The sequence below is a fragment of the Spirosoma flavum genome (assembly GCF_042686045.1).
GTDB classification, from domain to species: Bacteria; Bacteroidota; Bacteroidia; order Cytophagales; family Spirosomataceae; genus Spirosoma; species Spirosoma flavum.
In genome coordinates, this window is record NZ_JBHUOM010000002.1 from 566,481 (window position 1) to 585,536 (window position 19,056).

Consider the following 19,056-nt stretch of genomic DNA (forward strand, 5'->3'; position numbering starts at 1 on the left):
AAAGGGAACATTTCTGATGTGTCTCCTCAACAAAATCACCTGACTATATCAATAAGAAGCCTGACCGAAATTCGGTCAGGCTTCTTATTGATATAGTCAGGCTCCTTAATTAATTTGATTATTCAGTTTGTTCAGGAGCATTTTATTGAACATTTGTTCCGTTTTATACAACTCAGCTAACTGAGCCGGTGAAATAACTTTCAGAAACCGACTCATATATTCCTCATCGAGATCGGCAAGTTTTTGTTTGGTCGAGTTAACTTCCCGCAAGCCGTTTACTAATTGCTCATCATTAAGACTGGTACGTGACGGCGCATTATTTAGTTGCCTGACCCGACGGTTCAATTCCTGCTTCTTAGAATTGTATTCGTTGTAAACAGCCCAAAACTGCGGAGCCTGATCGGTAGTCAGGTTTAGGCGATTGGTAATCAAACCAATCTTTGCCGATTCAATTTTCTGCCTTCCGTTAATGTCGTTCTGCGCTTTGGCGAATTGAGTCGTCAGTGTCAGAGCAATCATCCAGCCAATCCATGCGTGTTTCATCGCGGTAAAGTTAACCATTCTAAAATCAGGAGCCGACATTCGGACTGTCAAATACCGTTTCGTCCTTAATATGCTGCTGAATGTCATTGGGCTGCACGTTCAGGTACTGAATGGCAGTCGTATCATTTCCTAATGAATTGTGAAGTTGTTGACTGTCAGCTAATTCATCAGCGTTAACACCTTGCTCGTCGAGGTAAGCTGTAATGATTTCATTACTCACACCGGCCAATGCCTCGCTTGGCAATGACTCCTGGCGTTGGGGCAATGTTTGCCAAACGAGCAAGGCAATCAGGCTGGCCCCAACTAATGAAGCCGTTGTCCGTTGCCAAGACCAGCTAATACTGAATGCTGACTTAGTTCGGTGATTTACACGAGCCTGTACCCGCGAGGGCAGCGTATCGAAATAGCCATCCGGTGCCACAAACGGGTGTTGCCGCATCGGGTGTTCTGGTGGTAATTCGTCAAGCCGGAAGTTATTATCCTCGTTCATGGTAAGTGGTGTGTGTATCACACAATTCAGTCTCTGGTTATTAGTATTTGACAAGGCTGAACGGCTGAGGTTTAATCGGTCGTATCAGTTTTAGTCAGATAATCTTCTATTTTTTTAGTTGCCAGGTGATATGATGCTTTCAACGCACCAACAGACGTTCCGGTAATCTCCGAAATCTCTTCGTATTTCATATCATCGAAGTATTTCATGTTGAAAACTAACCGCTGTTTGTCGGGAAGTTTAAGAAGCGCCTTTTGCAACTTCAATTGTATCTCCTCGCCACTTGGATCGTTGCCTGTAGTAACATAAGCAGAGTTGCTTTCCAGCTTTTCCATCAACTCACCTTCAACATCGCCGATGGGCAGAAAAAACCGTCGTCGTTTCTTGCTAAGGAAGTTAAGGCATTCATTAGTGGCAATACGGTAAATCCAAGTATATAACTGACTATCACCCCGAAACTGTTCCAGGCTTTTCCATACTTTAATAAATGTTTCCTGTACCAAATCGTCCGTGTCTTCGTGGTCGATGACCATTTTACGGATATGCCAATAAATTTTCTGCTGGTACTTGCGTACCAGCAAATTAAAGGCGTAGTTCCGGCTTGACAGGTCGCGGTATTTGGCGAGGATTTCTTCGTCAGTCATTCGTTTATAATGTAGAGACCATCCAGCGCGGCATAGTCACGCCTTTTACACAGTAGCCCTCTTGTGCCGCTAATATGAAACAGCTAGTTAGGGAACGTAAGTATGCCGCACCGATCTCTACTTTCTTGCCATCACTTTCTTCACCTGCTCAACAATTTTGTCGGCGGTAAGGCCATATTTCTGCATGAGTTGATCGGGAGTTGCGCTTTCGCCGAAGGTGTCATGAACGCCTACGTATTCGAGCGGGGCGGGGTAGAAGCGAGCCAATACCTGCGCTACACTGTCACCTAAACCACCATTAATCATGTGCTCTTCAGCCGATACGGCACAACCCGTTTTCTTCACCGATGCCAGGATGGCCTCTTCATCTAACGGTTTAATCGTGTGAATGTTGATAATATCAGCTTCAATTCCTTGTTCGGACAGGATTTCACCCGCTTTAATAGCTTCCCAAACCAGGTGACCGGTGCAGAAAATCGACACATCGCTGCCTTCGTTGACGGTCCACGCTTTGCCAATTTCAAACTTCTGGTCGGCAGGCGAAAAGACTGGAATTACTGGCCGACCAAAGCGTAGGTAAACTGGTCCAACATGGTCGGCAATGGCAAGGGTAGCCGCTTTTGTCTGGTTATAATCACAAGGATTAATGACTGTCATGTTAGGCAGCATTTTCATCATGCCTAAATCTTCCAGAATCTGGTGGGTAGCGCCATCTTCGCCGAGTGTTAGACCCGCGTGCGATGCGCAGATTTTAACATTCTTATTCGAGTAAGCGACCGACTGACGAATTTGGTCATAAACCCGACCGGTAGCGAAATTTGCGAATGTTGTGGCGAAGGGAATGTGGCCACCGATGGTCAGACCCGCCGATACGCCAATCATGTTCGCTTCGGCAATACCACACTGGATAAACCGTTCTGGGTTCTCTTTAATGAAAACGTCTAGTTTGAGAGAACCAGCCAGATCAGCCGTTAGAGCGATAACATTAGGGTGTGACTTACCCAATTCGGCTATACCCGCGCCGAAGCCCGACCGGGTGTCTTTTTGCTCAGTATATTCGTACTTTTTCATGTATTCGTTTGGATATTGAGACGCAACGTGTTTTTAATCCATCGGTGCGGTCTTCTGATCGTATATTTTCATTGACGAGCGGAGTTTTCCTGCTCGGAAGATTTATCTGATGCAAATAGAAATTGCATTAGCACTAGTCTCTACAGACACTAAAATCAATAATCCGTTACGCCCACCGATAAGGGTAACCCGTTCAGGGCTTGCGTTAATTGAGCCGCGTTGGGTGCGGTGCCATGCCATTTGTAGTTGCCTACCATGTACTCGACGCCGAAACCCATTTCGGTGTGCATCAGAATCATCGTTGGAACGTCTGGGTTTTCCTGCGATTTTTGGAGTGTCCGAATTACATCTGCAATATCGTTACCCTCCATCTCATCCACGAACCAGCCAAAGGCCCGGTATTTAGCGGCCAGGTCACGATTGCTGTTTACATTGTCGGTAGTGCCGTCAATTTGGGCGTGGTTGAGATCAATGACAGCGGTAATATTGCCAAGCTTTTTATTGGGTGCAAACTGAGCTGCTTCCCAAACCTGTCCTTCCTGCTGCTCACCATCGCCCATCAAAACATACACATGACTTTTGTCGCCATTGAGTTTCTTCGAGTAAGCCGCACCATTTGCTACCGATAACCCCTGGCCCAGCGAACCCGATGCAATGCGAATACCCGGAAGGTGTTCAGCCGTAGTTGGGTGGCCTTGTAAGCGGCTATCTAACTTGCGAAAAGTCGCTAATTCTTCAATTGGGAAGTAACCCGCCCGTGCCAGCACCGAATAAAATACGGGTGAAATGTGGCCGTTCGACAGAAAGAAAAGGTCTTCGTTGCGACCATCCATGTCAAAGATGGGCTTGCCATCGGCATCTTTTTTTCGGTTCATCACCTCAAAATAAAGAGCGACAAAAAAATCGGTGCAGCCTAAAGAGCCGCCGGGGTGTCCCGAATTAACGGCCGCAACCATACGGAGAATGTCGCGCCGAACGGCGGTTGCAGTGTGTTTGAGTTGTTCGATTTCCATGTAGTAGTGCGGGTGGAAACCCGCTTTTTCAATCAAAAATGACGGGTTTCCACCCGCGTTACGTCAAAATCTGTTTTGCGTGTTCTTTGGTATCTATCTTACTGATAATATCGGTAATAACGCCGTTTTCATCAATCAGAAACGTCGTTCGTACCGTGCCCATGTAGGTTCGGCCATACATTGATTTTTCTTTCCAAACATCGTAGGCTTCAACAACTTTCTTATCGGTATCGGATATGAGTGTAAACGGTAAATCGTATTTTCCAATAAATTTTTTATGTGACTTCTGGTCATCTATGCTTACACCCAAAACTTCGTAACCTGCTGTCTGTAAATCGGCGTAATGATCACGAAGACTACAGGCCTGCGCGGTGCAGCCCGGCGTATCATCTTTGGGATAAAAATAAATTACTACTTTTTTGCCTCGATAGTCAGACAGTTTAATCAGCTGGCCATTCTGGTCAGTACTCGTAAAATCGGGGGCAGGATCGCCGATGTTCAGGCTCATGTAGTTATGGTTTCAGCAACCCTATAAGGTTTGTAAAAACCTTATAGGGTTAATGGTTATCGTCTCTTTCGTCGTTTCGGAGCTGTTTTGCGCCGTACCACTGGATGAGGTACTTCAATAGTTGTGCTGTCAGAGCCTATGTTGCCCGAACGATCTTTCACTTGTATTAGCACCTCGGCACCGCTTTCAAACGGCTCGTCTTCATTCAATTTATCCGACCACAGCAAGGCCCGTTTGTAATCGTATTGCATTAATACCCACTCGCCGTTGACCAACGCACGGAACTCGGAAATTCCCGATAGATCATCCCGAATTTTGGCCGTAATACCTTTGGGCGTAGCGGTCAAAATTTCAACCGCTGGTGGATTGGCATCGGTTAACAATTGAAACCGACCAAGCGAACGGGTTTTAAACTCAATCTTTCCTTTGTTCCATGTCCCACCTAGAAAACTTTCCCGACCACCACTAATCCAATACGCTTTGGTTCGCATAGTATCGATGGCAATTGGATAATTTGGCACATAGTGAACGGTTAGGTAATCATTAAGTGGAATAGTAGCCTGATTAATTTCCAAGCCGCCACCCGGCAACGGTCGCATTGCCAGATGTAACGTATCAAACAACGTTTTTGAGCTAAATTCCAGCCGAGTGTTACCTTCCGTAAAAACCTCCTTCTGGCCTGGTATAATCCGTTTTTTAAAATTTGTTCGTACTACACCCCGACCAAATTGTACTGAGTCGGGCAAAGTCTGACGCAAATCTATAAGATAAATGGCTTGGTTGTTACGGATATAACTAACCGGTTGCTCTGTTACAGTACGTCCAGTGATGAGTTTTGCAACGGGTGGATTGCCTGTCCCGATATTCTTAACCGTTAATTTCAACACATTTTCATCGGTCGTAACGGTTACGGCAGACTCGCTGTCGGCTAATTCCGGCGAGTAACTTACCGAATGAACGGTCAACGAATCCATTGAGGGGGGATTTGTCGTCGCTACTTCGGGCAGAATCGTAAACGTGAGTCGGGCCGCATGATCATAAGCATCATAGAGAATTAGTGTAACCTCGTGAGGTTGCCCGTCCAGTAAGGGCAACCGGCCTCGGTAGGCTGCGTTACTTTGTAACTTGTATAAATTCAGGATATTGCCATCCGCAATGTAAGCCCGGTGGTACCGCTGGCCGGTTATTTGCTCTACCTCGTAGTTTTCATGGATATTCATGAACCGCGTCTGCTCGTTTGGGAAACTGTTCATGTTGTAGGCAAATACCTCACGACCATCGAGCCGGATTTCTAAACAACTGATACCATTGCGATAGGGTGACCCATTGGTTTTATCATACCCTAACACCTCCAAGCCAATTAATCCTGAGGCCGTAATAGGTTTGGTAAGAATGTATGAGCCATCGGCCTGACGAACGGGTGCGTACCCAATGCGCTGATATTCACCATTGATACGCGATGTGGCAGTCATAGTTTTCAGGGCGATGCGCTCAAAATAAGGTGGTACATCATCCTGAATTTCTGAAAAATTGTAGAGTAACGGGTTAATCAAATTATCTTTTGCATCGCGAATTTCGAAATGCAAGTGTGGGCCGCCTGAACCACCCGTGTTGCCCGACGCGGCAATTACATCACCTTTCTTGACCGGAAATTGCCCCGGTTGCGGACGGAGATCAATTTCAAAAGTTTTTTTCTGGTATTGCAGTGTGCGAAGATAGACGCCAAGCGAATCATTTAACTTTTTAAGGTGGCCATAAACGGTGGTGAGGCCGTTGGGATGTTTGATGAACATGACGTTGCCATAGCCACCAGTAAAAACGGCAATCCGCGACACATAACCATCTGCAGCTGCGTGAACGTTCAACCCTTCGCGACCACCGGTACGAATATCCAGGCCCGCGTGGAAATGATTGGGGCGTAAGTCGCCCATACCGCCTGATAGCGAATTGGTAGCACCGGGTTGAATCGGAAATAGAAAATAACCGTTTTCGATAGTGCCGGGTTGAAGATAGCCTGTTGTGGTAGTCGAATTTGTTGGCATTGAATCCAGCCTATTTTGCCCGATTGCCCAACCCGAAGTTAAAAGAGCGGTTCCTACCAACTGATAAATTAATGCTTTTCTCAAAAGTTAAATTAATTGAAAACGTTAGGGTTAGTCAAACTTGACAGTCTAGTTTAACAAATCAAAAACGTTCATTTTACATCAAACGTCAGCATTGGCTTATCGTCAATGAATGCCGTTAGCCGGTCACCAATTTGCACGGGACCAACCCCTTTAGGCGTTCCAGTAAAGATGATATCACCCTGCTGTAGCAAAAAATACCTCGATACAAACGAAATGAGATAGTCAATTTTGAACAGCATCATGCTTGTATTTCCCTGCTGACGGGTCTCGCCATTCACATCTAACCGGAAGTTTAAATTTTGTAAATCGGGAAAGTCTGTCTTAGGCACGAACCCTGAAATAGGAGCGGAGCCGTTAAAACCTTTAGCTAGTTCCCAGGGTAAACCTTTCGCTTTTAATTTGCTCTGAACATCACGGGCTGTAAAGTCAATCCCAACCCCAATTTCATCGTAATACTTATGCGCGAATTTCCCGTCGATGTTCTTTCCTACCCGGTTTATTTTTACCAGAATTTCCACTTCATGATGAACGTCATTGGAGAAATCGGGGTAAAAAAAAGGCTCATTTTTCAACGGAATCGCCGTTTCGGGCTTCATGAAAATGACCGGATCCTCGGGATGTTCGTTGTTGAGTTCCTTAATATGTTCGGCGTAATTGCGGCCAACGCAAATAATTTTCATAGATATAACGCAGAGACAACTGGTGCTTTATTTTGACAATGTATGGATTTTTGTAAACGCTGGCTGACCACATTACATTAAACCTATACGAAGACTACAAATCTAAGGACTAAAGAGGGCCTGACCGCACCGGTTCAGAAAATTTTGAACAATTCTGGTACCTTGCGGGTCATATAAAGCTAGAATACCCAACCACTATAAAACACACACAAATGAAAAGAGTCATAATTGTTATGTTATCACTTGCTTTTGCGGTAACCGCCTGCGAGAAAGTACCTCTTACGGGACGAAAACAACTGATTTTAGTGCCTAATAATGACATGCTCGCAATGAGTTTTACCCAGTACAAAGCATTTTTAGATACCAGCCGGGTGGTCGCTACCAGCAATGGAGATGCCGAAATGGTTAATCGGGTTGGAAATCGTATTCGGCAAGCTGTCGAAAGTTACATGAACAGTAACGGGTATAGCAAACGACTCGAAGGGTTTAAATGGGAATATCACCTGGTGCAGAGTGGTCAGGTGAATGCCTGGTGTATGCCTGGCGGAAAAATCGTTGTTTACTCAGGTATATTGCCCTATACACAGAATGAAGCCGGTTTAGCGACGGTATTAGGGCATGAAGTCTCACATGCTATTGCCGAACATGGTAACGAACGCATGAGCGAAGGGCTGGTTGCCAATGGTCTTCTTCAAGCTGGTCAAGTGGCTACAGGAATTGGTACTTCTGGAAAGAGTGCGCAAACCCAGGCCCTGTTTCAACAGGCATTTGGCGTAGTGGGACCACTGGCCTATCAGTATGGTGTTGGTTTGCCACATAGCCGTAAACAGGAGTCAGAAGCTGATCACCTCGGCTTGATTTTTATGTCGATGGCCGGGTATGATCCCGCTGAAGCCATTACGTTTTGGACACGTATGGCCAAAGCGGGTGGTGGTAAAGCGCCGGCCGAATTTATGTCTGATCACCCTTCTGACGCACGTCGGATTGGTGACTTACAGAAATTACTTCCTGATGCCCAAAAGTATTATGCCAGCAACCGGGGACGGTAGAATTAACCTATTGCCTATACACAGAAAAGCCGAAGCGTGAGCTTTGGCTTTTCTGTGTAAATATCTAACAGAAAAAAACTGCTGGAACTTATAAGGAGGCTATAACCTGACGTACTTTTTCGGCAGCTTCTTTTAACAAGACGGCTGATTGTACTTTCAGACCTGATTCATCAATGATTTTTGCGCCTTCTTCAGCATTGGTGCCCTGCAAGCGAACAATAATCGGAACAGGAATATCACCGATAGCTTTGTAGGCTTCTACAACACCTGTTGCTACACGGTCGCAACGCACGATACCACCAAAAATATTGATTAGAATCGCCTTCACGTTGGGGTCTTTCAGAATAATTCGGAAGCCTGCTTCAACCGTTTTGGCGTTAGCTCCACCCCCAACATCGAGGAAGTTAGCCGGTTCACCACCTGATAATTTAATGATGTCCATAGTGGCCATCGCCAGTCCGGCGCCGTTCACCATGCAACCTACATTACCATCAAGTTTTACATAGTTCAGGTCGTTAGACGAGGCTTCAACTTCGAGTGGATCCTCTTCGGCTAAGTCACGCATCGCCTTCAAGTCGGGATGACGGTACAGGGCATTGTCGTCTATGTCTACTTTCGCATCAACGGCCAGAATCTTGTTATCTGATGTTTTCAAAACTGGGTTGATCTCAAACATGGACGCATCCGTATCGACATACGCTTTATAAAGCGACGTTACGAATTTTACCATTTCCTTAAACGCTTCACCTTCCAACCCCAAGCCGAACGCTACTTTTCGGGCCTGAAATGGCTGTAAACCCACGGCTGGGTCAATCCATTCTTTTGTGATTTTTTCGGGCGTATTCGCGGCTACCTCTTCAATGTCCATGCCGCCTTCTGTGCTAGCCATGATAACATTGCAGGCTTTTGAGCGGTCAAGCAGGATGCCGATGTACATCTCTTTTGGTTCCGAAGGACCGGGGTAATACACATCCTGAGCGATAAGTATCTTATTCACCTTCTTGCCTTCAGGGCCGGTTTGGTGCGTTACGAGTACATTACCGATAAGGTTTTTAGCGATGTCGCGCACATCATCAACCGACTTGGCCAAGGCCACACCCCGCTGCTCACTGCCAACGATTTTGCCTTTACCACGTCCACCCGCGTGAATCTGCGATTTTACAACAACGAACTTTGAGCCGGACTGCGCCATAATTTGCTTGGCGGCTTCAACGGCTTTCTCGGGCGACTCAGCAACGATGCCCTCCTGAATGCGGACACCGTACTTTTTGAGAATTTCTTTACCCTGATACTCGTGTATATTCATGACAACTGCAACAAGGAGGATTGGAAATCGTATTTTTGTGCGGCAAGTTAGCACGAAATGATGAATGATGGATGAGAATGATGAGGTATAAGCATAACGATCTAAACCTCAATTCGTGATTCACTAGTTTTTCATCGCAAAGCGACCGCCGATGGCTGGCGGGTTATTATTCCCTATGAAATCATTACTTCAAACGACCGACATTCGCCGAAACTATGGCGATCTACCCGTACTTAAAGGGATTAATTTAGCTATCGAACCGGGTGAGGTCGTGTCTATTGTCGGCGCATCAGGAGCGGGTAAAACTACTTTGTTGCAAATTCTTGGCACGCTTGACCGTCCCGATTCGGGCGAGCTTCACATCGCCGGACAAAATGTATTTACGCTGAATGACCGTCAACTGGCACAGTTTCGGAATGAACGCATCGGTTTTGTATTTCAGTTTAATAACCTGTTGCCCGAATTTACGGCGCTCGAAAACGTGTGTTTACCGGGTTTCATTGCTGGCAAGGATGAGCGGGCTGTTCGGCAACGTGCTGAATCACTGCTGACGACGCTTGGACTGAAACACCGCTTGACTAATTTGCCTTCACAACTGTCGGGTGGAGAGCAGCAGCGGGCAGCGGTGGCACGGGCATTGATCAATGAACCAGCTATTGTGTTTGCCGATGAACCCAGCGGAAATCTCGATTCGCGTAATGCCGAAGATCTACACCAGTTATTCTTCCGCCTTCGCGACGAACTTGGTCAAACGTTTATTATTGTAACTCATAATGAGGCTTTGGCAGCCCTGGCTGATAGAACTGTAACTATTAGAGATGGTCTCATATTTACTTAGCAGGAAACAGGTAAAATTAAGATTTCGATAAATTTTTCTGAGTAAATATACTTATTTAGAGAGCGAAAGCTAGAAGCATTTAAAGTCGTAATTTATTGGTTATCAATTTGTTTTGAATTTCCGTAAATATTTTTTTAGAGAAAAGACACTAATTTCTGTATTTTTGTTTTATTATTGTGTCGAAAAGAAAAGTTTTTCATAACGTTGAGTAAATCAGAAAGCCAAGAGAGTGTCTCGCTTGGCTTTTTTGTTTGTCAATATGTCGGTTTTGTAAGTATACCTTGTGCAGAGATACGTATACATTTCTCTCTGTTGTCCGTAATCTTCCCGCAGCATCCCATACAAGTTCAGGTCGTAATAGACAGCGTCTGTCTATTGTCCTAATATGGAGGATTTTTTTAACAGTGTGCAGCCAAATCCTTTACTTTCAACTGAATAGAGTATCGTAGATAATAATATATGGTTGTAATTCAGCCAATTAAACGCATAAAAAATGTCCCCAATCTTTCGACGGGGACATTTTTAGTATAAAGTAATCAGCAACTTGATATTACATCATGCCGCCCATGCCGCCACCGCCGTGCATACCTGCACCGCCACCGGCTGGAGCTTCTTCTGGCTCGTCAGCAATGACACACTCGGTTGTTAGCAACAGACCAGCGATAGACGCTGCGTTTTCTAATGCCAAACGCGTTACTTTTTTAGGATCAATAACACCAGCTGCAAACAGATCTTCGTACGTGTCGTTTTTGGCGTTGTAGCCATAACCACCCGTACCTTCTTTTACTTTGTTTACAACTACTGAACCTTCGCCACCGGCGTTAGCTACAATCGTCCGTAGGGGTGATTCCAGCGCCTGACGAATGATATTGATACCAGTTTTTTCGTCTTCGTTGATAGCTGTAATGCCATCCAGAGCCGAGATAGCTCGGATCAGAGCAATACCACCACCCGTTACGATGCCTTCTTCAACGGCTGCGCGAGTTGCATGCAGCGCATCGTCAACGCGATCTTTCTTTTCTTTCATTTCTACTTCGGTAGCAGCACCAATGTAGAGAATAGCCACACCACCCGACAGTTTAGCCAGACGTTCCTGCAATTTCTCGCGGTCGTAATCTGATGTCGTGTTTTCGATTTGGGCTTTAATTTGATTTACTCGACCCGTAATATTTTCTTTCTCACCAACACCATTGACAATAGTTGTATTGTCTTTGTCGATCAGAATTTTTTCAGCCTGACCCAAGTATTCGATCGACGCGTTTTCAAGTTTGAAACCACGTTCTTCGCTGATAACCTGGCCACCCGTTAGGATAGCGATGTCTTCCAGCATAGCTTTCCGACGGTCACCAAAACCTGGAGCTTTCACGGCAGCCACTTTCAGTGCGCCACGAATTTTGTTTACTACCAGAGTAGCAAGTGCTTCACCATCAACGTCTTCAGCAATGATTAACAAAGGACGGCCGGTTTGAGCAACCTGTTCCAAAACTGGTAACAGTTCTTTCATCGACGATACTTTCTTTTCCGAAATCAAGATGAACGGACGTTCCAGATCAACTTCCATTTTCTCGGTGTTCGTCACGAAATACGGCGATAGGTAACCCCGGTCAAACTGCATCCCTTCTACGGTTTTAACTTCCGTTTCAGTTCCGCGCGCTTCTTCAACCGTAATGACACCTTCTTTGCCCACCTTTTGCATGGCTTCGGCAATCATAGAACCGATTTCGTCATCGTAGTTGGCCGAGATCGTTGCTACTTGCTTGATTTTGCTGAAATCATCGCCAACGGTCTGCGCTTGTTGGGCCAAATTAGCTGTTACAGCTATAACAGCTTTCTCGATACCACGTTTTAGATCCATTGGATTGGCACCAGCCGCTACGTTTTTCGCACCGATCGAGTAGATCGCCTGTGCCAATACGGTAGCAGTTGTTGTCCCATCACCAGCTGAATCAGCGGTTTTCGAAGCTACTTCTTTTACTAACTGAGCACCCATGTTTTCCATGGCATCTCTCAGTTCAATTTCTTTAGCAACCGTCACACCATCTTTGGTGATAACAGGTGAGCCGAATTTTTTATCAAGAATTACGTTCCGGCCTTTAGGTCCGAGGGTAACTTTCACCGCATCAGCAAGGGTGTCAACACCCTTTTTAATACGCTCGCGGGCTTCGGTATCGAAGAAAATTTTCTTAGCCATGATTGGTTAATAATGAGTTATTAATGATGATTTAGACCGAAGAAACAAGACGAAAGAAAAAGAATCAAAACAGTCTTTTATCGGTGTCCGTTATCTAACGTCTGCTTACAGGATTGCGAAAATGTCGGATTCACGCATGATCAGGTACTCTTTACCTTCAACGGTGATTTCTGTACCAGCATATTTGCCATACAATACCGTATCGCCCACCTGAACCGTTAGTGGTTCATCTTTCTTACCTGTGCCAATGGCTATCACTGTGCCACGCTGTGGCTTTTCCTTTGCCGTATCGGGAATGATAATGCCGAACGAGGTTTTTTCCTCAGCCGGTGCGGCTTCTACCAGCACCCGGTCGGACAGCGGTTTCACGTTCACTTTAACGCTTTCCATTTCTGCTACCATGATAATGAGTTGATTAAGGTTATTTACTGTTTGTGTATTGTACTTACACGACCGCACGGGCGGCCCCGGGTTCTCGATCGCCAATTACTGTGCCAATACGCTGAACTGCCAAATTTTCCGGTTTCTGACTGACATACTGCCATTCGCTACTTTAGCTAAATTTCCTTCGGTGAATGAACAACCTTTAGCAAATAGAATTTGGCAGTTTGGTAACGATTGGCTAGTTTAACCAAATCATACACCCAAAAATGAGTTTCTCCGGTTTATGAAAAAATTACAATCTGACTGGTTTACGCAAAATTGGCTTGACGCCGAATATCAGAAATACGTCGTGATGGCATACTTGCAAGCGGTTCAGCAGAACTTCGTAGAGCACAAACTTTGCCCGGACCTGCCTGAATTACGCAGTCACTACGATGCTGGTATTCGTTTTTCGAGGGGCAAAGGTACGTTAAATGCTGCGTTTCCCAAGCGTATTAGCCGAGTTACTGGACCACCCCCCCGAATCGAATACAAATCTGAGGTAACGGACTCCGCATTCATGGCAGAAATGGATGCTATTATGGAGTTTGCCTTACCGCGCTTCCAGGCTATGCTGGCTGAAGGACAACAGCGTTGGGCCGATATTGCAAAATCACTTACACTCGCGCCGGTGGGTTTGTTACCCTTACGTCCAGAAGAGGGATACTTGCTTTTAAATGCGACTAATCAGGCCGAAACGCAGGTGTATTATTTCTGCCTGACTCTCTATTCGGATCAGGAGCCGGGTGGGCGGTTAGTACAACTGCGGTTTGTTGAGGTTGTGCGAAAGAGTCTGGTCAATACAGTCGAGAACATAAAGCTCGATCTAATTCGGCGGCATCGACATATGCCCAATCCAGCAACGTTTATATTGGAGAGCCAGCAAACGTACCCTGTGCAAGAGACGCTGTTGCCAATTGCCCGGCAGTTGCTGGCACAGGTAGTCGCCTAAACAGGCTAAACTAAAAAGCCACGCCTGAAAGGGCGTGGCTCGTAACATAGTTTTTTGCACAACTTACTTTTGGGGCGTTGGTACCGGGGTAGGCGTGCCTGGTGTCGGAGTTGCACCAGGGGACTGGCTTGGAACCGCCTGATTTGGTGTAGCACCTGGTGTTGGTGCTGCCGCACCCGGTAGCGTTTGGGTTTGCGCCCGATCTACGTTTGCACTATTGATACCGCCTAGCTGGGTGCGGTCAACCATGATGTAGGTCGATAGCGACAGTACCATAATAGCAATGCCAAGACCCCACGTAATCTGCTCCAGCAGGTCAGTGGTTTTTTTTACGCCCATAAGTTGGTTAGAACCTAAGCCACCGAATTCGCCGGTCAGCCCTCCCCCTTTTGAGTTCTGAACAAGGACAATAAGAATCAGAAGAACGGTGAGAATACAAATGATGACAATAGTTGCCGTTATCATGAAATCAGTGGTCACCGGGTCGCCGGTGCGTTAAACAGTTAGGAGTAAACAGTTTACAGCTCGTTAGGAGTGGTTTCACGATTCAGTCGATCCTCTATCCACACTCGTTAATTCGCTGATTTTTGCCGCAAAGTACGCCTTTTTTTCTGGGTTTTTCTCCATAAGTTTCATATAGATTTCGCGGGCCTTGTCAAGTTTGCCTTGCTTCTCTAATATTTTAGCGAAACTCTCTGTCACCAGACTACCACCAACCGGCTTGTTACGCTTGGCTAAATCTTCCTGGTTGAGTAGCTCACCGGGTTTGGCTCGAACCGGCGAAATGCGGGGTTCTTTCTTAATAAAACTGTCAATCAGATCTAATTGTCGCTGACGTTCGAGATCGGCTACGGATGGCGTAGGTTGAACGGAGACCGTTTCTGCAATCTGTGTAAGATCGTTTTGCAGGTTTGTTTCAGCCAGTGTCGGGTCTTCGGGCGTAGGTACAGTTACAACGGGTTCAGGTAGCTTGAATGCTACATCACCCACGTCGGTAGGCTTATCATCACGGTCGATCTGGCTGGGCAGTCTCAGCAGTGATAGCTTTGGAAAACCATTACTCAACCCCGCTTTTGCTTTGAAGAGTGCGTAGCTTTCCTGTTGATAATCGTCAGGAATCGAGACATGTTTAGTCGATAATTCGTTTAACTTGGTCAACAGATTATCTGACCATTGAAACTCATTATCAATTAGTTTTCGCAATGCGTTACGACTCAGCGCATGAGCAGCTGCCTGGCGGACGTAAGAAATAGCCTGACTCCGCTGGTGTACCGAAGCCGCTTTCGCCGTCAGGGTATGCAGTGTCTGGCAGTACGGGTAGGTAGCCAGACTTTCCCGTAACTGCACAAAGTCGGTAGGCGCAAGGTCGTCGGGGTGGGTGACCCAGTAGGAGAATGTTTCTTTATCGAGAGCGAGCACAGGGCATGTACGATTTAGGAGGTACGGAGTAGGAATTGGGTGTCACGAAAATACCGACTTCAACCGTAAATGGTACTTCGTAACGCATAAATCTTCTTACCAGTCGGCAGCTGTTTTATTAAATATGTCCAGTACAATCTGGTCCAGAATTTTCGGTACCAGACGACTTTCATTCTGGCTAAGGGTTTGGCCTTGTGGAAAGTCCTGATAAAAAGAAAACGGCTGTTCAAAGTTTTTGCTCTCGTCTTTATTATTGTAGAACCGGGCCAAAACCGTGATTTGAAGGCGATTAACACCGGCCTGATCCTGAGCCGTTGGTGCTACCGCCAGAAGATCATAGCCCGTAATATTACCTTCCAGCACCATATCACCATTGTTGGGTACGACTTTCAGATTGGTATAACGCTGGTAATATTCCTTCAGCCGTTCGTTGAACGTCAGTGGCAGGTTGGCCGGACCACCTGCCGTAGCCAGCGTAAAGTTATTCACCGTTACCGATTTAATAGCGGGCGAAAGCGTGGTGCCGGTGAACGAGTAAACGCCACAGGAGGAAATGAGGAATGAAGAGTTAAGAATAAGGAATAAGACTAGTAGCCTTTTTGCCTCTTTAATCTTCACTCTTGATTTTTCCGCGTCGGCGGACCGATTCTTATCTACTAACTTACTCTTCATCAATCTCATACTGTTTGATTTTTCGGTATAACGTACGTTCGGAGATGCCAAGTGCCTGAGCCGCATACTTTCGTTTATTATTGTTGCGCCGAAGGGCTTTCAGGATCATTTCTTTTTCCTGACGTTCTAGTGAGAGCGACTCGTCTTCTTCCGTTTCGTGGGTTACATCTTCCACCTCCGTCACATCATTAATGTCGCCTTCTACATCATCAAAAATTTGTACGGGCGGGTGGCTGCCGTATGTTTCTGAGGGCGGTCCGGTGGTTCGGGCTGCCGTATCTCGGGGTAATTGGGGTGTTTCGGGTCGGAGATTTCCGTTGACAGCGGGTAGCAATCGCGTTACATTCGTATCGGTCAACGGGCGATTATCACCATCGGGCGAAATGGAATCGAATAGGTCTTTATGGGTGTGCAAAATATGCCCTGAGTCCTGATCATTGCCCAACAGCACATCGCGAACGAGTTTTTTGAGGTCGTTCACATCCCGACGCATATCAAACAATACCTTATAGAGCAGGTCACGTTCCGAAAAATTGTCGGCACCAGTACTACCAGTGGCCTGTGGAAATAAGGCCAGCATTCGGCTGGGTTGTTGCGGCTGAGGCAGGTATTTCGTCAGCGTTTCGGGATCAACAGGCTTGTTTTGCTCTGATTCGAGGATAGAAATTTGCTCGGCAATGTTTTTTAATTGCCGGATATTTCCCGGAAACGGATACCTTACTAACTGTTGTTTAGCGCCTTCAGTTAGTTGTAGGGGGTTGATCCGGTAACGCTCGGCAAAATCGCTGGTGAACTTACGAAATAGCAGTTCGATGTCGGTGCCGCGTTCGCGCAGAGGAGGCACGAAAATAGGTACCGTATTGAGTCGGTAATATAAATCTTCCCGGAACTTGCCTTTCTCAACGGCTTCCATCAAATTGACGTTTGTAGCGGCCACCACGCGCACATCCGTTTTTTGGGTTTTCGAAGAGCCCACGCGAATGAATTCACCGTTTTCGAGGACACGGAGTAATCGAGCTTGTGTACCGAGTGGCATTTCGCCAATTTCGTCTAAGAAAATAGTGCCGCCATTTGTCGTTTCGAAATAGCCCTTTCGGGACTCAACGGCTCCTGTAAATGAGCCTTTTTCATGGCCGAACAGTTCCGAGTCAATTGTGCCTTCTGGAATAGCCCCGCAGTTGATGGCAATAAACTGACCATGTTTGCGGGCACTAAGGCTATGAATAATTTTAGAAAACGATTCTTTACCACTACCGCTTTCGCCCGTGATGAGCACGGTTAAGTCGGTAGATGCTACCTGCATCGCTACGTTGATGGCGTAGTTGAGGCTGGGTGCATTACCGATTATGCCGAAGCGTTGCTTAACACTTTGAATTTCCTGTTGATTCATAACTATTGTGGTGTCGGTTTCCACAACGGCGGACCGCTCAAAGCCGACACTCTAAGACAACTTAAGATTGTCGGCTTTGAGCGGTCCGCCGTTGCGGAAACCGACACCACCTGTCAAACCGCTTCCCCTCGCAGTGTTGCCGACGTACATTCTGTTATTAATACGCTGACATACTGTCCTTTTTGATGATTTCCTTTTGGGAAAACAACTAATTTATTCTGGTCACTCCGACCGGATAAGTCATCGTCGGAGCGCCTGGATGTGCCTTCAACCAACACCCGCTGCACTTGGCCAATGTGTCGTTGGTTACGCTGGGCAGAATGGGCTAACTGTCGGTCGATGATTTCAGTCAGTCGGCGTTTCTTGACGTCCTCTGGAATGTCGTCGGGGTATTTTTTTGCCGCCAGCGTACCGGGCCGCTCCGAGTAAGCGAACATGTAGGCGTAATCGTACCGCACATAATCCATGAGCGATAGTGAATCCTGATGTTCTTCTTCTGTTTCAGAGCAGAAACCCGAAATCATGTCGGTTGAAATGCCGCAGTCATCACCTAAAATTTCACGTATACGGTCAATCTTACCCATATACCAGGATCGGTCGTACGTTCGGTTCATCAACGCTAATACCCTGCTACTACCACTTTGGGCGGGTAGGTGAATGTAGTTGCAGATGTTATCGTACCGGGCTATGGTGTGGAGTACATCGTCGGTAATGTCTTTCGGATGCGAAGTCGAAAATCGTACCCGCAGGTCGGGGTGGATACGAGCTACCCGTTCGAGGAGGCCAGCAAAACTTAATGATGAATCAGTCCGACTGTCAGCCGACTTATCATTTGTCATTTCTAATTCATCATTCCACTTATAGCTATCCACATTTTGCCCTAGCAGCGTAACCTCGCGGTAGCCCCGGTCGAAGAGGTCCTGCGCTTCGCGGACGATACTGTATGGGTCACGGCTTCGTTCGCGACCGCGCGTAAACGGTACGACGCAGAAACTACACATATTGTCGCAACCACGCATGATGGACACCAAAGCCGTAACCCCGTTGGAACTTAGCCGAATAGGGGAAATGTCGGCGTATGTTTCTTCGCGAGACAGAAACACGTTAACCGCTTTTTGCCCGGATTCGGCTTCTTCAACCAATTTAGGGATATCGCGGTAGGCGTCAGGACCGGCCACGATATCCACCACTTTTTCTTCTTCCAGAAGCTTGGTTTTTAGCCGTTCGGCCATGCAGCCGAGTATCCCGACCAGCAGTTCGGGTTTCAAGCGTTTAAGACCTGTGAGGTGCTTCAGTCGGTGACGAACTTTCTGTTCGGCATTATCGCGGATGGCGCAGGTATTCAGGAAAATCACATCTGCTTCTGCCGCCGACGAGGTCGTGGCAAAGCCAGCATTGCGCATCACAGCCGCGACAATTTCGCTATCGGCAAAATTCATCTGGCAACCGTAGCTTTCTATATACAGCCGTTTTTTTCCTACTGCCCATTCATCTTCCAACGTATGTGGGAGGTCAATTTGCTCTTTATCGTTGGGTTGCAGTATGGTTAGTTCGGGGATGAGCGTCATAATGGTCAATAATTGATGATCACGGTTCGCCGGAATGCCGGGCCGCCGGAGCAGTCAATTAATAGTTATCAACTATTGACAACCACCAATTGATTTACAAATTTACGAAGAAAGCCCCGATAGTGCTGTCATTTTGGCAGGATTTGACCGTTAAAATAGCTTAACCTCTTGTT

19 protein-coding genes are annotated in these 19,056 nt (G+C 46.5%); 3 read left to right on the top strand and 16 right to left on the bottom strand.

What is annotated here, in order from left to right; all coding sequences use genetic code 11:
* Window positions 1-105 precede the first annotated feature (105 nt).
* The 8 genes from ACFS25_RS07825 to ACFS25_RS07860 all read right to left on the bottom strand — a co-directional run bounded on the left by ACFS25_RS07825 (window position 106) and on the right by ACFS25_RS07860 (window position 7,075).
* Window positions 106-543: a hypothetical protein gene (locus ACFS25_RS07825; RefSeq protein WP_381498295.1), complete on the bottom strand. Its 438-nt coding sequence runs from the start codon at window positions 541-543 to the stop codon at window positions 106-108.
* A 25-nt stretch (window positions 544-568) separates the two neighbouring features.
* Window positions 569-1,033, bottom strand: a complete 465-nt coding sequence (locus ACFS25_RS07830; RefSeq protein WP_381498297.1) for a hypothetical protein — start codon at window positions 1,031-1,033, stop codon at window positions 569-571.
* Between the two features lie 71 nt (window positions 1,034-1,104).
* Entirely contained in the window at window positions 1,105-1,677 is a 573-nt protein-coding gene (locus tag ACFS25_RS07835) for an RNA polymerase sigma factor (RefSeq protein ID WP_381498299.1), read from the bottom strand.
* Between the two features lie 117 nt (window positions 1,678-1,794).
* Window positions 1,795-2,748 carry a transketolase family protein gene (locus tag ACFS25_RS07840; protein ID WP_381498302.1) on the bottom strand — a complete coding sequence of 318 codons (954 nt, stop codon included), beginning with the start codon at window positions 2,746-2,748 and terminating at the stop codon, window positions 1,795-1,797.
* Window positions 2,749-2,903: 155 nt separating this feature from the next.
* Window positions 2,904-3,761, bottom strand: coding sequence for a transketolase (locus tag ACFS25_RS07845; RefSeq protein WP_381498305.1), 858 nt, complete (start codon window positions 3,759-3,761; stop codon window positions 2,904-2,906).
* 58 nt (window positions 3,762-3,819) lie between these two features.
* A complete protein-coding gene (bcp, locus tag ACFS25_RS07850) occupies window positions 3,820-4,269 on the bottom strand; it encodes a thioredoxin-dependent thiol peroxidase (protein WP_381498308.1) in 450 nt (149 codons plus the stop codon).
* Between the two features lie 56 nt (window positions 4,270-4,325).
* Window positions 4,326-6,311: a M23 family metallopeptidase gene (locus tag ACFS25_RS07855; RefSeq protein WP_381500800.1), complete on the bottom strand. Its 1,986-nt coding sequence runs from the start codon at window positions 6,309-6,311 to the stop codon at window positions 4,326-4,328.
* Window positions 6,312-6,463: 152 nt separating this feature from the next.
* On the bottom strand, window positions 6,464-7,075 hold the full coding sequence (locus tag ACFS25_RS07860) for a fumarylacetoacetate hydrolase family protein (RefSeq protein ID WP_381498311.1): 612 nt from the start codon (window positions 7,073-7,075) through the stop codon (window positions 6,464-6,466).
* A gap of 212 nt (window positions 7,076-7,287) precedes the next feature.
* On the opposite strand from ACFS25_RS07860, the gene ACFS25_RS07865 reads away from it, so the two are divergent.
* Window positions 7,288-8,124, top strand: coding sequence for a M48 family metallopeptidase (locus ACFS25_RS07865; protein ID WP_381498314.1), 837 nt, complete (start codon window positions 7,288-7,290; stop codon window positions 8,122-8,124).
* Between the two features lie 88 nt (window positions 8,125-8,212).
* Here the strand turns inward: ACFS25_RS07865 and sucC are convergent, their stop codons facing one another.
* The gene (gene sucC, locus ACFS25_RS07870) at window positions 8,213-9,430 is read right to left on the bottom strand and encodes an ADP-forming succinate--CoA ligase subunit beta (RefSeq protein WP_381498317.1); all 1,218 of its coding nucleotides are present in this window, start codon (window positions 9,428-9,430) and stop codon (window positions 8,213-8,215) included.
* A gap of 175 nt (window positions 9,431-9,605) precedes the next feature.
* On the opposite strand from sucC, the gene ACFS25_RS07875 reads away from it, so the two are divergent.
* On the top strand, window positions 9,606-10,268 hold the full coding sequence (locus tag ACFS25_RS07875; protein ID WP_381498320.1) for an ABC transporter ATP-binding protein: 663 nt from the start codon (window positions 9,606-9,608) through the stop codon (window positions 10,266-10,268).
* 550 nt (window positions 10,269-10,818) lie between these two features.
* Here the strand turns inward: ACFS25_RS07875 and groL are convergent.
* Together groL and ACFS25_RS07885 are read right to left on the bottom strand one after the other, a co-directional pair.
* Window positions 10,819-12,459: a chaperonin GroEL gene (groL, locus tag ACFS25_RS07880; RefSeq protein ID WP_381498324.1), complete on the bottom strand. Its 1,641-nt coding sequence runs from the start codon at window positions 12,457-12,459 to the stop codon at window positions 10,819-10,821.
* A gap of 105 nt (window positions 12,460-12,564) precedes the next feature.
* The gene (locus ACFS25_RS07885; RefSeq protein WP_381498327.1) at window positions 12,565-12,861 is read right to left on the bottom strand and encodes a co-chaperone GroES; all 297 of its coding nucleotides are present in this window, start codon (window positions 12,859-12,861) and stop codon (window positions 12,565-12,567) included.
* A 265-nt stretch (window positions 12,862-13,126) separates the two neighbouring features.
* Here ACFS25_RS07885 and ACFS25_RS07890 point away from each other — a divergent pair, with 265 nt between their 5' ends.
* The gene (locus ACFS25_RS07890) at window positions 13,127-13,834 is read left to right on the top strand and encodes a hypothetical protein (RefSeq protein WP_381498330.1); all 708 of its coding nucleotides are present in this window, start codon (window positions 13,127-13,129) and stop codon (window positions 13,832-13,834) included.
* Window positions 13,835-13,897: 63 nt separating this feature from the next.
* Here the strand turns inward: ACFS25_RS07890 and secG are convergent, their stop codons facing one another.
* From secG to miaB, 5 genes are all read right to left on the bottom strand, one after another.
* A complete protein-coding gene (gene secG, locus ACFS25_RS07895) occupies window positions 13,898-14,299 on the bottom strand; it encodes a preprotein translocase subunit SecG (RefSeq protein WP_381498332.1) in 402 nt (133 codons plus the stop codon).
* Window positions 14,300-14,374: 75 nt separating this feature from the next.
* The gene (locus ACFS25_RS07900; protein WP_381498334.1) at window positions 14,375-15,253 is read right to left on the bottom strand and encodes a hypothetical protein; all 879 of its coding nucleotides are present in this window, start codon (window positions 15,251-15,253) and stop codon (window positions 14,375-14,377) included.
* 96 nt (window positions 15,254-15,349) lie between these two features.
* Window positions 15,350-15,925, bottom strand: a complete 576-nt coding sequence (gene lptE, locus ACFS25_RS07905) for an LPS assembly lipoprotein LptE (protein WP_381498337.1) — start codon at window positions 15,923-15,925, stop codon at window positions 15,350-15,352.
* On the bottom strand, window positions 15,915-17,315 hold the full coding sequence (locus ACFS25_RS07910; RefSeq protein ID WP_381498340.1) for a sigma-54 interaction domain-containing protein: 1,401 nt from the start codon (window positions 17,313-17,315) through the stop codon (window positions 15,915-15,917). The genes lptE and ACFS25_RS07910 overlap by 11 nt, the downstream gene beginning before the upstream one ends.
* Window positions 17,316-17,428: 113 nt before the next feature.
* The gene (gene miaB / locus ACFS25_RS07915) at window positions 17,429-18,883 is read right to left on the bottom strand and encodes a tRNA (N6-isopentenyl adenosine(37)-C2)-methylthiotransferase MiaB (protein WP_381498342.1); all 1,455 of its coding nucleotides are present in this window, start codon (window positions 18,881-18,883) and stop codon (window positions 17,429-17,431) included.
* Window positions 18,884-19,056 lie beyond the last annotated feature (173 nt).

What these genes read in the sequence shown, in the direction of transcription:
- ACFS25_RS07825 (WP_381498295.1), bottom strand. Translation starts at nt 543, where the DNA reads ATGAAACACGCATGGATTGGCTGGATGATTGCTCTGACACTGACGACT.
- ACFS25_RS07855 (WP_381500800.1), bottom strand. Translation starts at nt 6,311, where the DNA reads ATGCCAACAAATTCGACTACCACAACAGGCTATCTTCAACCCGGCACT.
- groL (WP_381498324.1), bottom strand. Translation starts at nt 12,459, where the DNA reads ATGGCTAAGAAAATTTTCTTCGATACCGAAGCCCGCGAGCGTATTAAA.
- ACFS25_RS07830 (WP_381498297.1), bottom strand. Translation starts at nt 1,033, where the DNA reads ATGAACGAGGATAATAACTTCCGGCTTGACGAATTACCACCAGAACAC.
- ACFS25_RS07860 (WP_381498311.1), bottom strand. Translation starts at nt 7,075, where the DNA reads ATGAAAATTATTTGCGTTGGCCGCAATTACGCCGAACATATTAAGGAA.
- ACFS25_RS07875 (WP_381498320.1), top strand. Translation starts at nt 9,606, where the DNA reads ATGAAATCATTACTTCAAACGACCGACATTCGCCGAAACTATGGCGAT.
- ACFS25_RS07835 (WP_381498299.1), bottom strand. Translation starts at nt 1,677, where the DNA reads ATGACTGACGAAGAAATCCTCGCCAAATACCGCGACCTGTCAAGCCGG.
- ACFS25_RS07890 (WP_381498330.1), top strand. Translation starts at nt 13,127, where the DNA reads ATGAAAAAATTACAATCTGACTGGTTTACGCAAAATTGGCTTGACGCC.
- sucC (WP_381498317.1), bottom strand. Translation starts at nt 9,430, where the DNA reads ATGAATATACACGAGTATCAGGGTAAAGAAATTCTCAAAAAGTACGGT.
- ACFS25_RS07910 (WP_381498340.1), bottom strand. Translation starts at nt 17,315, where the DNA reads ATGAATCAACAGGAAATTCAAAGTGTTAAGCAACGCTTCGGCATAATC.
- lptE (WP_381498337.1), bottom strand. Translation starts at nt 15,925, where the DNA reads ATGAAGAGTAAGTTAGTAGATAAGAATCGGTCCGCCGACGCGGAAAAA.
- ACFS25_RS07840 (WP_381498302.1), bottom strand. Translation starts at nt 2,748, where the DNA reads ATGAAAAAGTACGAATATACTGAGCAAAAAGACACCCGGTCGGGCTTC.
- ACFS25_RS07865 (WP_381498314.1), top strand. Translation starts at nt 7,288, where the DNA reads ATGAAAAGAGTCATAATTGTTATGTTATCACTTGCTTTTGCGGTAACC.
- ACFS25_RS07885 (WP_381498327.1), bottom strand. Translation starts at nt 12,861, where the DNA reads ATGGTAGCAGAAATGGAAAGCGTTAAAGTGAACGTGAAACCGCTGTCC.
- miaB (WP_381498342.1), bottom strand. Translation starts at nt 18,883, where the DNA reads ATGACGCTCATCCCCGAACTAACCATACTGCAACCCAACGATAAAGAG.
- bcp (WP_381498308.1), bottom strand. Translation starts at nt 4,269, where the DNA reads ATGAGCCTGAACATCGGCGATCCTGCCCCCGATTTTACGAGTACTGAC.
- secG (WP_381498332.1), bottom strand. Translation starts at nt 14,299, where the DNA reads ATGATAACGGCAACTATTGTCATCATTTGTATTCTCACCGTTCTTCTG.
- ACFS25_RS07845 (WP_381498305.1), bottom strand. Translation starts at nt 3,761, where the DNA reads ATGGAAATCGAACAACTCAAACACACTGCAACCGCCGTTCGGCGCGAC.